The organism is Pseudooceanicola spongiae (assembly GCF_014899185.1).
In the GTDB taxonomy this organism is placed as follows: Bacteria; Pseudomonadota; Alphaproteobacteria; order Rhodobacterales; family Rhodobacteraceae; genus Pseudooceanicola; species Pseudooceanicola spongiae.
In genome coordinates, this window is the sequence record NZ_CP045201.1 from 1,870,746 (window position 1) to 1,884,676 (window position 13,931).

The window sequence follows — 13,931 nt, forward strand, 5'->3', positions numbered from 1 at the left end:
CGCCTCAGACCCCCAGATGCCCGCGCAATCGGCGGGCATTTTCGGGCTCCGTCAACTCGGCGCGGCTGAAGTTTTCGGCATTGCGTCCCATCTCGATCACACTGACCCGGTCGGCCAGCCCCAGCACCGCATCAATGCGCTGTTCGACCAGCAGCACTGCCAGCCCCTTGTCGCGCATCGCCACCATGACCTGCCGGATCGCCTCGATCATCGAGGGCTGAAGCCCCTCTGTCGGCTCGTCGAGCAACAACAGCTTGGGCCGCACACACAGCGCCCGCGCCGTCGCCAGCATCTGCTGCTCGCCACCCGACAGCGTCCCTGCCCGCTGGCCCATGCGTTCCTGCAGGCGCGGAAACAGCTCCAGCACCTCGGCGCGCACGGCACGGCGGCTGGCGGCGTCTTTCGGCCCCGCGCCGAGCCCCACTTCGATGTTCTGCGCGACGCTCAGGTCCGCGAACAGACGCCGCCCCTGCGGCACGTAGCCGACGCCCTGACGCGGCACCATATGCGGCGGCAACTGCGCCAGATCGGCGCCATCCAGATCAATGTCGCCAGCCTCGGCGCGCACCAGCCCCATGATGGCCTTCATCAGCGTCGTCTTGCCCGCGCCGTTGCGACCCATCAGCACGGTGATCTCCCCGGCCTCGGCGCGCAGGTTCACGCCGCGCAACACCGGCGCCGCGCCATAGCCCGCGCTCAGCCCCTCAATCTTCAGCATCATCGCCTCCGGTGCCAAGGTACGCCGATTGCACGGCGCTTGAGTGGTGGATTTCCTCGGGCGAGCCCTGCGCCAGCACCTCGCCAAAGTTCAGCACGGTGATGCGGTCGGCCAGCTCCATCACGACGGACATGTTGTGCTCGATCAGCAGGATCGTCGTCTCCGCCGCCAGCGCACGGATCAGCGCCTTGAAACCCGCGATCTCGCTCTCCGCCAGCCCCTGCGTCGGCTCGTCCAGGATCAGCAGGGCCGGACGCTGCGCCAACCCCATCGCGATCTCCAGCAGCCGCTGGTGGCCATAGGACAGATCGCCCGCGATCTCCTCGGCCCGCCCCCCCAGCCCGACGCGCTCCAGGGCCGAGGCAACCTCGGCTTCTACATCCCCGCCAAGCCGCCGCGCGGCAAGGGCGACGTTCTCATGGCAGCTCAGCTTGGCAAAGACGGAGGTGATCTGAAAGGTATAGGCCATCCCCGCCTTGACCCGCGCCGCCGCCCCAAGGCCCGTGACATCGCGCCCCTCGAACGTCATCACGCCAGAGGTCGGCCGCAGCCGCCCGATCAGCATCGATACGAAGGTTGTCTTGCCCGCGCCGTTCGGTCCGATCAGCGCGTGCACCTCATGCCGGTACAGCTCAAAGTCAATGTCGTGGTTGGCGCGAAGGCCGTCAAAGCTCTTGCTCAGTCCCTTGGTCGACAGGATCACATCGCTCATGGCAGATCCCTCCACAGGCGTCTTCGCACCTCACCGACGATGCCCTGCGGTGCGAACAGCGTCAGCCCCACCAGCACCACGCCCGCGATCAGCATGTAGGCGTCGGTGACTTCGGTCGCGAGGTCGATCAGGTAGAACATGAACAGCGTGCCCACGAACGGCCCCAGCACCGTGCCCGCGCCGCCCAGCAACACCCAGAGCAGCGCAAAGATCGAATACTGCACGCCCGCGAAACTGGCCCCGACATAGCCGAACAGCAGCCCATAGGCCGCCCCCGACGCAGCCGAGATCGTGCCCGAAATCACCAGCGCCCCCAGCTTGCGCGCGCCGGTGTCATAGCCGAGCAGACGCGCGCGCTCCTCATTCTCGCGGATCGCCACCAGCACCCGGCCAAAGGGCGCGCGCACCAGCCAGAGGCTGAACAGCAGCGCGGCCGAGAACAGCGCCCAGCCGACGAGGTAGCGCGGATGCTGCTGGCTCAGGTCAATCCCCGCCAGCGTGCGGCTGACGCTCGGCACGACAAAGCCGTCGTCGCCATGGGTGATGTCACCGAAATAGAGGATGGTGAGGTAAACCGCCTGCGCGAACATCAGCGTCACGATCATGAAGGACACGCCCGCCGTGCGCAGCGCCAGCGCGCCGACCACCAGCGCCAACAGCGCGCCCGCCCCCGTGCCAAACGCCCAGGCCGGCACAGCCGCCATGCCAAAGTGCAGCCCCATCAGCCCCGCGCCATACAGCCCGGCGGCAAAGAACATCGCATGGCCAAGGCTCAGCAGCCCGGTATAGCCGAAGGCGATGTTATAGCCGATCGCATAGACCGCCAGCACCATGACCCGCGCCAGCACACCCTGATGATAGACTGGCAGGACAAAGTTCAGCGCGAACAGCACCGCCACCAGCCCCAGATGCAGCGCGACGACCGCGCCCCAGCTCTTGCCCCTCATCTTTCGCGCACCCCGAACAGGCCCTGCGGGCGGAACACCAGCACCAGCGCCACCAGCAGCGTGGCGATGATCTTGGCCAGCGTCGGCGTGAAGAAGACCGAGATGATGCCATCGCTCATCCCGATCAGCACCGCCGCGACCACGGTGCCCGCCAGCGAGCCAAGCCCGCCGATGATCACCACGATAAAGCTCAGCAACAGCGCGTCGCCGCCCATCAGGTAATGCGCCTGCTGGATCGGCACGATCAGCACACCCGCCAGTGCGGCCAGCGCAGCACCCGCTCCAAAGACCAGCGCATAGACCCGCTCGACCGGGATGCCGAAGGCCGTCGCCATCTCTCCATCCAGTTGGGTTGCGCGCATGATCAGCCCGGCGCGGCTGCGCGTCATGAACAGGCGCAGCGCGGCCAGCAACACCACGGCGGCGGCGATCACGAACAGCTTGTAACTGGTCGTCGACAGACCCCAAGGGAAATAGAGGCTGATCCCGCCCTCCCCCCACTCGACCCACGGCAGGGCAATGCGGGTGTTGAACGGCGGCTCCACGGGCCGGGCCTCAGGACCATAGCCCATCAGCGCCAGTTGCTGGATGATATAGAGCAACCCGATGGTCGCCACGATGGTGCGCTCGGGGTCATAGTTCAGCCGCTTCAGGATCGTCACATCCGCCAGCACCGCCAGCGCGCCGACGATCAGCGGCGCCAAAATCAGTGCGGCAACGAAGTTGATCACCGCCCCGCCGCCCAGCACGCTTGTCACCACCCAGGCCATCACCGCGCCCAGCATGTAGAACTCGCCATGCGCCACGTTGACCACGCGCATGACGCCGAAGACGAGGCTGAGGCCCGAGGCCATCAGCGCCAGCACAGCCGCCAGCACCGCGCCTTCAAGACAGGCGAGCAAAAGATAAGGTCCGAATTCCATGAATATTCTCCGGGGGCCACGGGGGCCGCGCGCCGAGGGGTCCGAGGGGCCTGCCCTGCCCGGCACGAAACCGGACAGGGACGCGTCAGAAAGCCCTCAGAAGCTCATCGTCGTATAGTCGACCTCGTCTGGATACAGCGTATCCTCGTAGCCGACCGTCTCGGCCACGACCAGTTTGCCGTCCGTGACCTTGGAGATGTACTGCGGTCCGAACACCTGGTGCGTCTTGCCGTTGAAGCGTTTCGCGCCCTGCGGATGATCCGGCCCGGCGGGCATGTCGGTCATCGCCTCGACCGCCTCGATCAGCGCCTGACGGTCATCGGTGGACTTGTAGTCCGCCGCTTCCATGCCGGCCTTGATGATGTGCAGTGTCTCCCAGCAGCCGAACATATGCGCCGCTGTCGACACATCCGCCCCGTCGCTGGTGCTGGCGCCATTCTCGTCGATCCCCACCGCGTCGCGGTAGGCTTTGACGTAGTCGGGCGCATCGGCCTGCAGATAGCGCGGCATGCCTTCCCAGAAATACGTCCCCTCCAGAAACTCCAACCCGGGCGAGGTCATGTCGACCGCCTCCAGCGAGTCGATGAAGCCGAAGATCTCGGGGCGCGACGGCCCGAAGAACTCGCCCATCTCCTTGACGAATGTCAGCACGGCAGGCCCGACCATGACGTGATAGATCACTTCGGTGTCGCGCGGGATCTTGGGGAAGTACTTGGTGAAGGAGGTCTCGGTCGGCGGAATGGCGATCTGCGCCACCACTTCGCCGCCTGCCGCGGTGATCGCCGGGGTCAGGTTGTCGCGGTGATCGTAGCCGAAACCGTAGTCCGGGTAGATCATCGTCACCTTCTTGCCCAGCGTATTGGTCAGGAAGGGGGCCATCGCCGTCACCTGGCTTTTGACGTCCGTGATGCCGGGCTGCAACGTCCAGCGGTTCAACATGCCGCTGGCGACGTGGTGCCCTTCGGAGACGACGAAATACGGCAGCTTCAGCTCAGCCGCGCGCGGCGCCGCGCCGATCACGACGTGGCTGAACAGCGTGCCAAAGGCGATGTCGCACTTGGACTGGCTGGCGAACTTCTCCAGCACCTCGGCGGCGCGTTTCGGATCGGTGCCGTCATCCTCGGTCACCAGCTCGACGGGGCGGCCATTGATGCCGCCCTCGGCGTTGATCTTGGCCAAGGCCGCGACCGAGGTGCGTTCGTACCAGCGCCCGTAAGCGGCGCCGATTCCGGTGGCATGCTTGCCGAACCCGATGCGGATCGGCTCGGCACTCTGGGCACCGGCATAGCGCGACCACAGCGGCATGGTCACCGCCGCCCCTGCGCCCGCGGCGAGGGTCTTGAGCGCCTGACGGCGCGTCGGCAGGGCGGAACTGGCCCCGGAGAGTAATTTGCTGGGTGTATCGGTCATGATCGGAACATCCCTGTTGGATATGATTGACGAGGTCTTATTAGGCTGACCCTGTGTCGCAGTCTGTAGGCGCGCAAATGACCTGTCCAATGGTTTATGAAGCGCCAAACTTGTTTGTGTGCGTTCTTTTGTGCGGCGCTCAAACTTCGGGCGCAGCTCAGGCCCCCCTTGGCGAGGCCAGAAGCCACAGCCCGAACAGCGTATAAAGGATCATGAACACCGCCAGCGGTGCCTGCGACATCGCCGCCCTGCGGTGACTGCCGGTCAGGCGCAACGCGGCGGCATGGCTCATCAGAATGGCAAGGACATGTCCCAGCACCACCGCCCCCGCCTGCACCAGAAAGATCGCATGCACCGAGGCGCGCTGGTTGAGGAACCCCGTCGTCACCTCCACCTCCGGTCCGCCGAGGTGATCGCTGACCATATCCGCAAGGTACTGCCCGTTGACCAGCGCCGCCGTCAGGTAGTGGGCGATGTGATAGCCAAAGGCGATCGGCAGGATCGCCGGGGCCAGCATCCGAAAGCCAAGGCCAAAGCGCCGCTCGCCCACCAGCCACAGCCCCGCCCGCACCGCGATGCCATAGGCCGCAACCAGCGCGGCCACAGCCACGCCCAACCCCACCGCGTTCTGCACGACGACGGAGGAGCGCCCGCTGAACTCCAGCGGATTGACCCCGATCCAGGCCAGCCAGGCGAAGGTCTCATTCAGCCCGTCGAAGCTGCCACAGGCCAGCGTGATCAGCATGAAGACCGCCAGAGATGCTCCCGGCACCGGTGCGCTGACCCAGCCCCAGCCCGACAGCCCGACGCGCAGTGCGCCGCCCCGCCGCGCAACCGGCGCCAACCGCGCATAGGCCCGCATCAGGATCGTCAGCGCCTCGGCGCGCGCCAGCCAGACCGGACCGAAGACGACGCACCCCACAATAGTCACACCCCAGTAGCTCAGCACCATCCATGCCAGCCGGTCCGGGTCCGCCGGGGCAATGTCCACCAGCAGCACCGCCGCGAAGGCGAGAAAGCTCAGCACCCCGGGCCAGTGCCCCCAGCCCCGCCGCCAGCGCAGCAAAGGCCGCACCCCGAGCGCCCGCAGCACCGCATAAGGCGCCCGAAACGGGCTGACCCAGCGCCACAGATCCCCCACGATCCCCTGCGCCGTCACCACGAACAGCCACATCGCCGTCCAGACCAGCAGCGGCAGCGCGTTGTGCGTCGGGTCCTGCCCGCCGCGCAGCCCCTCGACCACCGCGCCCATGAGCAGCAGCGCCGACACCCCCGAGGTCAGCAGCGACCACCGCCCCGCCCCCAGCGCGCAGAGCCGCCGCGTCGCGAACATGCCCCGCGCCGCCCGCTCCGGCAGCAGCGCAATCAGCAGCACCGTCGCCGCCACGCTGGCCGCACCGCCCCAGACATAATACCCCGTCGGCAGCAAAAGCACGAAGCCGCCCTCCGACGTATGCGCCAGCAGCAGTCCCGGCAGACCGGCCAGAAACACCGCACCACTTACCGCCCGGATACCGACGCGATACCGACACCCCAAATCCAGCCGTTTCATCCTTCACCCCCATGTACCTGTCCCGCCCCCGAGCATGCCCACGGCCTGAAAGCTAAGCAAACGACAACTTGACGAAGGCCCCCTCGCACGCAACCGATTGACTTATGGCTGCACATTGGAAAATCATTTGCACACAAACATACCAACCTCAGGGACGGGCAGCGACATGGCGGCAGACGCGGATATGATGACAGGCCAGATTATCGGCGTCGACGTGGGCGGCACCTTCACCGACCTGATCCTGATGGACCCGGCCACCGGCGCGGTGCGTCTGGCCAAGGTGCCCTCAACCCTCGACGACCAGTCGCGCGGCGTGATGATGGCGGTTGAGGAAGCCGAAGCGGATCTTCCCGCCACCGCCCTGATCGTGCACGGCACCACCACGACGACCAACGCTGTCCTCGAACGCAAGCTCGCCCGCACCGGCATGATCACCACAAAAGGCTTCCGCGACGTGCTGGAGCTTGGCCGCCGCACCCGCCCCCAAGCCTATGGGATGAAAGGCGAATTCATCCCCCTGATCCCGCGCGACCTGCGCCTTGAAGTCCCCGAGCGCATGGACGCCGAAGGCCGCGTCATCACGCCCTTGGACGAAGACGCGCTGGCCGAGGCCGCCCGCAAACTGCTCGACATGGGCTGCACCTCCGTCGTCGTCCACTTCCTGCATTCCTACCGCAACCCGGGCCATGAACAACGCGCGGGCGAAGTCCTGCGCGCCCTCTGGCCGAACAGCTACATCACCCTCGGCCACGCCCTGCTGTCGGAAAGCCGCGAATACGAACGCGGTGTCACGGCCGCCGTCAACGCCTCCGTCCAGCCGATCCTCGACCGCTACGTGCAGAACCTCGCCGGATCGCTGGCTGAGGGCGGCTACGCGGGCGAGCTGCTGGTGATGAACGGTAACGGCGGCATGGTCTCGGCCTCCCGCGTCGCAGAAGAGGCCGCGCGCACCGTCATGTCCGGCCCCGCCTCCGGCGTCATGGCCGCCGCCTTCACCGGCCGCGCGGCGGGCATCACCGAACTGCTGACCTACGACATGGGCGGCACCTCCACCGACGTCGCCCTGATCCGGGGCGCCCAACCCGCCGTCTCGAACGAGATCGAGATCGAGTATGCCATGCCGATCCACGTCCCCATGGTCGACGTGCGCACCGTCGGCGCCGGGGGCGGGTCCATCGCCCGCGTCAACGCCGCCGGGTTGCTGGAAGTCGGCCCCGAATCCGCCGGCGCCACCCCCGGCCCGATCTGCTATGGGCGCGGCGGCACCGAACCGACGATCTCCGACGCCAACCTCCTGCTCGGCCGCCTCGACCCCTCGCGCCTGAAATCGGTCGAAGGCGGCATCACGCTGGAACAGGTCCGGGAAATCTTCGCCGAAAAACTCGGGCATCCCCTCGGCCTCACCCCCGAAGAAGCCGCCGAGGCCGTCATCCGCCTCGCCAACGTCAAGATGGCGGGGGCGATCCGCATGGTCTCCGTCTCCCTCGGCGCCGACCCGCGCGACTTCGCGCTCTTCGCCTTTGGCGGCGCAGGCCCGCTGCATGCGGCGGCGCTGGCGCGCGAACTCGGCGTGCCCCGCGTGCTGGTCCCGGCCCGCCCCGGCATCACCAACGCGCTCGGCTGCCTCGTCGCCGACCTGCGCCACGACTTTACGCAAACCCTCGCCACGCCGCTCGACGTGCTGGACATGGACCGCCTCGCCGCGACCCTGACGGCGCAGGCGAGCGAAGGCCGCCGCCTGATCGCCCGCGAAAAGGTCGCCGTGACCGAGACGCGCACCCTGCACTCCGTCGACATGCAGTTCATCGGCCAGACCCACCTTCTGCGCGTCACCCTTGATGCCCCCGAAATCACCCGCGAGGCCCTCCAAAAAGCCTTCGAAGCCGTCTACTGGACCCGCTTCCGCGTCCGCCTCGACACGATCCGCGCCGCCGTCGTCAACGCCAACACCTCGGTGATCGGCACCCGCGCCTCGCTGGATCCGGCCACCCTGATCCCCGCCGCAGGCCGCCTGCCCACGCTCGCCGCTGCCTGCCGCGGCACCCGCCCCGTCCTCTTCGAGGGCACCGCCTGGGACACCCCGCTCTACCAGCGCGACCAGCTGCCCGCAGACGCGGCCTTCGACGGCCCCGCCATCCTCGAACAGATGGATACCACCACCCTCGTCCCTCCGGGCGACCGCGTCACCACCGACGCCATCGGCAATATCCTGATCGAAATCGGAGGTGCCGCATGATCCACCGCCCACTTGTTTCCCTGTTCCAATCATCCCCGCCGGAGGCATCGCCGCACGCGGCGATCCCCCGCTCTCCCCTATCCCGCCCCAGACCCGAGAAGGTGACCCAATGACCCTCGACCCCATCACCCTCTCCGTCATCCAGGCCGGTCTGCAACAGGTCTGCGACGAGATGGACCTGAGCTTTTCCCGCGCCGCCTTCTCGCCGGTGATCGCCGAGGCGAACGATCGCTCCGACGGCATCTACTCCGCCACCGACGGCGCCCTGATTGCGCAAGGCTCACAAGGCCTGCCCGTCTTCGTCGGCACCATGCAATATTCCACCCGCGTGCTGATCGAGCGTATCCGCGACGGCATCACCCCGGCACCCCTGCCCGGCGACATCTACATCGTCAACGACCCCTACCTCGGCGGCACCCACCTGATGGACGTCCGCTTCGCCCGGCCCTACTACCGCAACGGCGAAATCTTCTGCTGGCTCTCCAACACCGGCCACTGGCCGGACACCGGCGGCACAGTGCCAGGCGGCTTCTCGGCCTCCGCCACCTCGGTCGAACAGGAAGGCCTGCGCCTGCCCCCCGTGCGCCTGTTCAAGCAAGGCGTGCTCGACAGCGAAATCTACCAGATCATCTGCTCCAACATCCGCGTCGCCGACCAGCGCATCGGCGACGTCCAGGCCCAGGCCGCCGCCCTGATGGTGGGCGAGGTCCGCCTGAACGAGCTGCTCGACCGCTACGGCGACGCCACCGTTGCCGAGGCCATCACCGAGCTTCACCACCGCGCCGCCACCCAGATGCGCAGCTACCTCACCGAAATCCCCGAAGGCAGCCACACCGCCTCGGCGTGGATCGACAGCGACGGCGTGGTCAACACCCCCCTCGAAATCCGCCTCTCCGTCACCCGCGACGCGGAGCAGACCACCTTCGACTTCACCGGCTCCTCCGCCCCCTGCGCCGGCCCGATGAACTCCGTGCTCGCGACGACGCTGTCGTCGGTCTACCTCGCCATGCGCCACATCTTCCCCGAGGTCCCCATTTCCGCCGGCGCGTTCGAGCCGCTCCACATCACCGGTTATCAGGACACCTTCCTCGACGCGAAATACCCCCGCCCGGTCTCCGGCTGCGCGGCAGAAGTCAGCCAGCGCATTGCCGAAGCCGTCTTCGCCGCCCTCGCCCCCGCCCTGCCGTCCCGCGTCACCGCCGCTCCGGCAGGCACCTCCGGCAACTTCGCCCTCGGCGGCCACGACCCTGAAAAGCAGCGCGATTTCGTCATGTACCAGCTCTCGGGTGGCGGCTACGGCGGCAATGCTGACCATGACGGCCTCTCCAACGGTTGCTCCACCATCGGCATTTCCAAGGCCCCCCCGGTCGAGATCATGGAGGCGCAGTTCCCCGTCCTCTACCATCACTACGCCCTGCACGAAGGCTCCGGTGGCGCCGGCCTGCACCGGGGCGGCTTCGGCCTCGACTACGCGCTGGAACTGCGCCGCGGTACCGCCACCGCCAGCTTCGTCATGGACCACGGCCGCAGCGGCCCCCTCGGCGCGCTTCAGGGCAGCGACGGCGCGGTGAACGAGGTCCGCGTGATCCGGAACGGCATCTCGCACACCCCCGAACACCTCTCCAAGGAGCAGGACATCCCCCTCGCCCCCGGCGATATCGTGCACGTGCGCACGCCAGGTGGCGGCGGCTACGGCAACCCCATGGAGCGCGCCCCTCAGGCGGTCGCCGAAGACGTCCGCCTCGGCCGCTATACCGCCACTCAGGCCCGAACCCTGTTCGGCGTCGCCCTCACCCCGAAGGCACGCCGGACCTCTCCGAAACCCACCTCCTGCGCGCCCCCTGACCTGTTTCCCTGTTCAAAAATATCCTTGGGGGGAGGCCGCCTCTGGCGGACGGGGGGCAAACAGCCCCCCCCCCCTTTCCCTCCAGCGCGCACCGGTTTCTGACGCAGCGACACAGATGACACCTGTGCCCCGCCATGGCACACCTCTGAGCAACACCACACGCCGCCCCCGCGGCCGGATTTGGGAGGATCCACATGGCTCTACCGCATCAGTTGCAAAACCTGCGCCTGCCGCTTATCGGCAGCCCGCTCTTCATCATCTCGACCCCCGACCTGGTCATCGCCCAGTGCAAGGCCGGCATCGTGGGCAGCTTTCCCGCCCTCAATGCCCGTGAAAAAGACGGCGACCCGATCGAGCTTGACCGCTGGCTGACCCGCATCCGCGAAGAGCTGGACCGCCACAACCAGGCCAACCCCGATCACCCTGCCGCGCCCTATGCCGTGAACCAGATTGTCCACCGCTCCAACCCCCGGATCGAGCGCGACATCGAGATCTGCGCCCGCCATGAGGTGCCGATCTGGATCACCTCGCTGGGCGCACGGACGGATGTGAACGAGGCAGCCCATGCCTCGGGCGGGATCGTGCTGCACGACGTCATCAACAACCGCTTTGCCCATAAGGCCATCGAAAAGGGTGCCGACGGTCTGATCGCCGTGGCGGCTGGGGCCGGCGGCCATGCCGGAGCGCTGTCCCCCCTTGCCCTCATCCAGGAAATCCGCAGCTGGTTCGACGGACCGCTGTATCTGTCAGGCGCCATCGCGCGCGGCGACTCGATCCTGGCCGCGCTCGCCATGGGCGCGGACGGCGGCTATGCGGGCTCCGCCTTCATCGCGACCGAGGAAGCCAATGCGCAGGAGGCCTACAAACGCATGATCGTCGAGAGTGATGCCTCCGACATCGTCTATTCCGACCTCTTCACCGGTGTCTGGGGCAATTACCTCAAACCCTCGATCGCCGCTGCGGGTATGGACCCGGATGCGCTTGAGCGCTCGGACCCCTCCAAAATGGATTTCGGCGGCGCCAAGCCAAAGAGCTGGAAAGAGATCTGGGGCTCGGGACAGGGTATCGGTGCCGTTCAGCAGGTGCTGTCGACGGCAGCGCTGGTCGATCGGCTGGAAGCCGAGTTCCGCGCCGCGCAAACCCGTCTGGCCACCCAACTGCAGTGGCAGAAGAGCTGAACTGGAGCGGTCCGCCTGCGGCAGGTGGGGGAAGGGGCGCTGCCCCTCTGCCGCCTGCGGCGGCATTCACCCCGGGATATTTTTCGACAGGGAAACGGTGCAGAGGCGTGCGCTTGGGGATCGTAGCGGCCTATTCTGGTGAGGCGCTTTGCGAGAGGTCGGTTTGCGACACAATGAGAGAGAATTGCCCCAGTTTGAGAGTGGGCTTTTTGGGGGCCATTCCTCTTTGACTCGCAGGTCGGGTTGCTTGACCGACAGGCCTGTTTTCGGTCCTTGCGGTGCGGTTGGCACGCCTTTCAAGTCGTAGATGCGGCGGTGTGAGAGGCTGGATTTTGCGGCTATTTTCAGCCAGAAGATCGGCGGGAAACCGACGATTTTCGCTGCCTGTGACGTCATAAAAATCATTATTTTCAAACGGCTATAGAGATATCTTATTATTTAGGCAGAGGCGTCCCTCTGTGCTGTCACGGCCGGCGTGACGGCCCGCCCTGCCTCGTATGTCGGGGAACAAAACAACTCAAGTGGCGGTTTATTCTCCAACGCGAAACAGGTCCGGCCTCTTTCACAAACGCCCGGACCGGCCGCCAGCAGGCGGTTCTGCACACGAGAAATGGTTGAGGATAAAATGGCGAATTGGAATGGCGAAGTCGCCTCGAGGGAACAGATCCGTGAACAAAAGAGGCGCGCGGCCTTGCGCGTCGCGTCACGTCTGTTCAACGAGAAAGGCTACCACGCGACGTCTCTGGACCAGATCGCCGATCAGATCGGCGTGACCAAGACCGCGCTGTATTACTACTTCCGCAACAAGGAAGAGCTGCTCTATGATTGCCTGCAGGTGAGCTTTGCCTGTGGCGAACAGGCGCGCGCTGAGGCTGAGGCGATGGACGGCACCGATTACGAACGGTTCTGCCACTATTATCGCAGGTTCACCCAGCTGGCGATCGAACAGTCGGGGGCCTTTACGACGACGGCGAATATCCGTGCCCTGCCACAGAACATGCAGGATGCCCTATTGGCCCGGCGCGATGCCCTGCATGATTATATGCAGGGTCTGCTGGACGGGGCGATGGATGCGGGCAATCTGCGACGCCTCAATCCGCGCGCGGCCACCGGCTACTTCTTCGGCTCGATCAACTGGATGCTGTCCTGGCATCTTGAGGGGCGTGGCCGTGAGGCAGGCGAATATGACGATGCCGAGGATTTCTCGGATCTGGTGCTTGATCAGGCGCTGCATGGTCTGGCCAACCGCATCTAGGCTGCAGCTACGCGGTCAAGACGACGAAAGGCGCGGAGCAGTCCGCGCCTTTCTGTATTTCCGGGGCTGGTCGACAGGGCGCTACAGCGCCACGACGTGGTTGTCCCAGTTGCGCGGCGCGCGGTGCACCGGCGTGAAATCCTGCAGATCCGCCTGCCAGACCCCGCCCTGCCCGTCGGTCGCCATGAAGCCCTTTGCACTTTCGGCCAATCCGCAGATATCGGCGCGTCTGTGCACCGCTGCCAGCATGCCTGCCTCGGTGAAGAGATGCAGCCGCCCTCCGACCGGAGAGGTGATGCCGACATGCGCGCCGCCGCCCGCAAAGGCGATGCTGCCCGCATAGCCCTGCATCGCCAGCTGCTCGCCCAGGTCGGCCTGCGCAAGGGTCACGGTGCCACCGAGGCGATGCAGTCCCAGTAGCGGCACGGCATCGCGCTGTTCGCCCTGCCATTGCATCGCGAAGCCGACCAGACCGTCGGCGCGCGCCGCGAGGTGGCGGATCGAGTTCCTGTGCAGCTCAGGCGCCAGCTCGACCTTGTCCTTCAGGGTGCCATCGGGGGTCACATAGGTCAGGCTTGGCTGCATCGTGGGGATGTTCAGCTTGTCGCGGCCATGATCCGGGTGGGTCTCGATCCCGCCATTGGCAATCACCAGGATATCATCGGCCAGCCGCAGAATCTCGTGCGGGCCAAGCCCGTGCGAGGGGATTTCACCAATGCGGCGATACCCCTCGGAGCGCGACCAGAGCCCGATGACGCCAGCGGTGTTGTCATAGTCATTCTCGGTGGTGCAGAGGATATCTCCGTCCGCGACGAAGGTGCCATGGCCGTAGAAGTGCCGCCCCGCCGGGCTGTTCAGCTGCTGGATCACCTTGCCGCTGACGCAATCGATAACCAGCGCAAAGGTGCCGGGGCGGCGGGCAAAGGCCACCGCCTCGGGCGCATGGGGGTGGGCGACACCGGCGTGGCCGCGCGCCGGCAGGGCGACGCGAAACAGATCAGCGCCCGCGCCGTCCAGCCCGAACAGCGCATAGCCTCCGTCCGCCTCACGCGCGGCGGCAAGGAAGCTCGGGTTGCCCGCATCCGCCCAGCTCAGCGACGGGACGACAGCACTGGCCATCATCGCCGCAAGAAATCCGCGTCGTGTCGTCATGC

11 protein-coding genes are annotated in these 13,931 nt (G+C 66.5%); 4 read left to right on the forward strand and 7 right to left on the reverse strand.

Annotation, left to right across the window (positions count from 1 at the left end; genetic code table 11):
* Positions 1 to 4 precede the first annotated feature (4 nt).
* From F3W81_RS08850 to F3W81_RS08875, 6 genes are all read right to left on the reverse strand, one after another.
* The gene (locus F3W81_RS08850) at positions 5 to 718 is read right to left on the reverse strand and encodes an ABC transporter ATP-binding protein (protein WP_193083228.1); all 714 of its coding nucleotides are present in this window, start codon (positions 716 to 718) and stop codon (positions 5 to 7) included.
* A complete protein-coding gene (locus tag F3W81_RS08855) occupies positions 705 to 1,430 on the reverse strand; it encodes an ABC transporter ATP-binding protein (protein ID WP_193083229.1) in 726 nt (241 codons plus the stop codon). The genes F3W81_RS08850 and F3W81_RS08855 overlap by 14 nt, the downstream gene beginning before the upstream one ends.
* Positions 1,427 to 2,377 (reverse strand): branched-chain amino acid ABC transporter permease, encoded by a 951-nt coding sequence (locus tag F3W81_RS08860; RefSeq protein WP_193083230.1) that lies wholly within the window; start codon positions 2,375 to 2,377, stop codon positions 1,427 to 1,429. Before F3W81_RS08860 ends, F3W81_RS08855 begins: the two co-directional genes overlap by 4 nt.
* Positions 2,374 to 3,300, reverse strand: a complete 927-nt coding sequence (locus tag F3W81_RS08865) for a branched-chain amino acid ABC transporter permease (RefSeq protein WP_193083231.1) — start codon at positions 3,298 to 3,300, stop codon at positions 2,374 to 2,376. Before F3W81_RS08865 ends, F3W81_RS08860 begins: the two co-directional genes overlap by 4 nt.
* A 96-nt stretch (positions 3,301 to 3,396) precedes the next feature.
* Positions 3,397 to 4,710, reverse strand: a complete 1,314-nt coding sequence (locus F3W81_RS08870; RefSeq protein ID WP_193083232.1) for an ABC transporter substrate-binding protein — start codon at positions 4,708 to 4,710, stop codon at positions 3,397 to 3,399.
* Between the two features lie 157 nt (positions 4,711 to 4,867).
* Positions 4,868 to 6,262 (reverse strand): hypothetical protein, encoded by a 1,395-nt coding sequence (locus F3W81_RS08875; RefSeq protein WP_226941924.1) that lies wholly within the window; start codon positions 6,260 to 6,262, stop codon positions 4,868 to 4,870.
* A gap of 187 nt (positions 6,263 to 6,449) precedes the next feature.
* On the opposite strand from F3W81_RS08875, the gene F3W81_RS08880 reads away from it, so the two are divergent.
* The 4 genes from F3W81_RS08880 to F3W81_RS08895 all read left to right on the forward strand — a co-directional run bounded on the left by F3W81_RS08880 (position 6,450) and on the right by F3W81_RS08895 (position 12,777).
* Positions 6,450 to 8,498, forward strand: coding sequence for a hydantoinase/oxoprolinase family protein (locus F3W81_RS08880; protein WP_319022308.1), 2,049 nt, complete (start codon positions 6,450 to 6,452; stop codon positions 8,496 to 8,498).
* 109 nt (positions 8,499 to 8,607) lie between these two features.
* Positions 8,608 to 10,446 (forward strand): hydantoinase B/oxoprolinase family protein, encoded by a 1,839-nt coding sequence (locus F3W81_RS08885; protein ID WP_193083233.1) that lies wholly within the window; start codon positions 8,608 to 8,610, stop codon positions 10,444 to 10,446.
* A 92-nt stretch (positions 10,447 to 10,538) separates the two neighbouring features.
* On the forward strand, positions 10,539 to 11,522 hold the full coding sequence (locus F3W81_RS08890) for an NAD(P)H-dependent flavin oxidoreductase (protein ID WP_193083234.1): 984 nt from the start codon (positions 10,539 to 10,541) through the stop codon (positions 11,520 to 11,522).
* A gap of 625 nt (positions 11,523 to 12,147) precedes the next feature.
* Positions 12,148 to 12,777 (forward strand): TetR/AcrR family transcriptional regulator, encoded by a 630-nt coding sequence (locus F3W81_RS08895; protein ID WP_193083235.1) that lies wholly within the window; start codon positions 12,148 to 12,150, stop codon positions 12,775 to 12,777.
* Positions 12,778 to 12,858: 81 nt separating this feature from the next.
* Here the strand turns inward: F3W81_RS08895 and F3W81_RS08900 are convergent, their stop codons facing one another.
* Positions 12,859 to 13,929: a DUF1513 domain-containing protein gene (locus tag F3W81_RS08900; protein WP_193083236.1), complete on the reverse strand. Its 1,071-nt coding sequence runs from the start codon at positions 13,927 to 13,929 to the stop codon at positions 12,859 to 12,861.
* Positions 13,930 to 13,931: the final 2 nt, after the last annotated feature.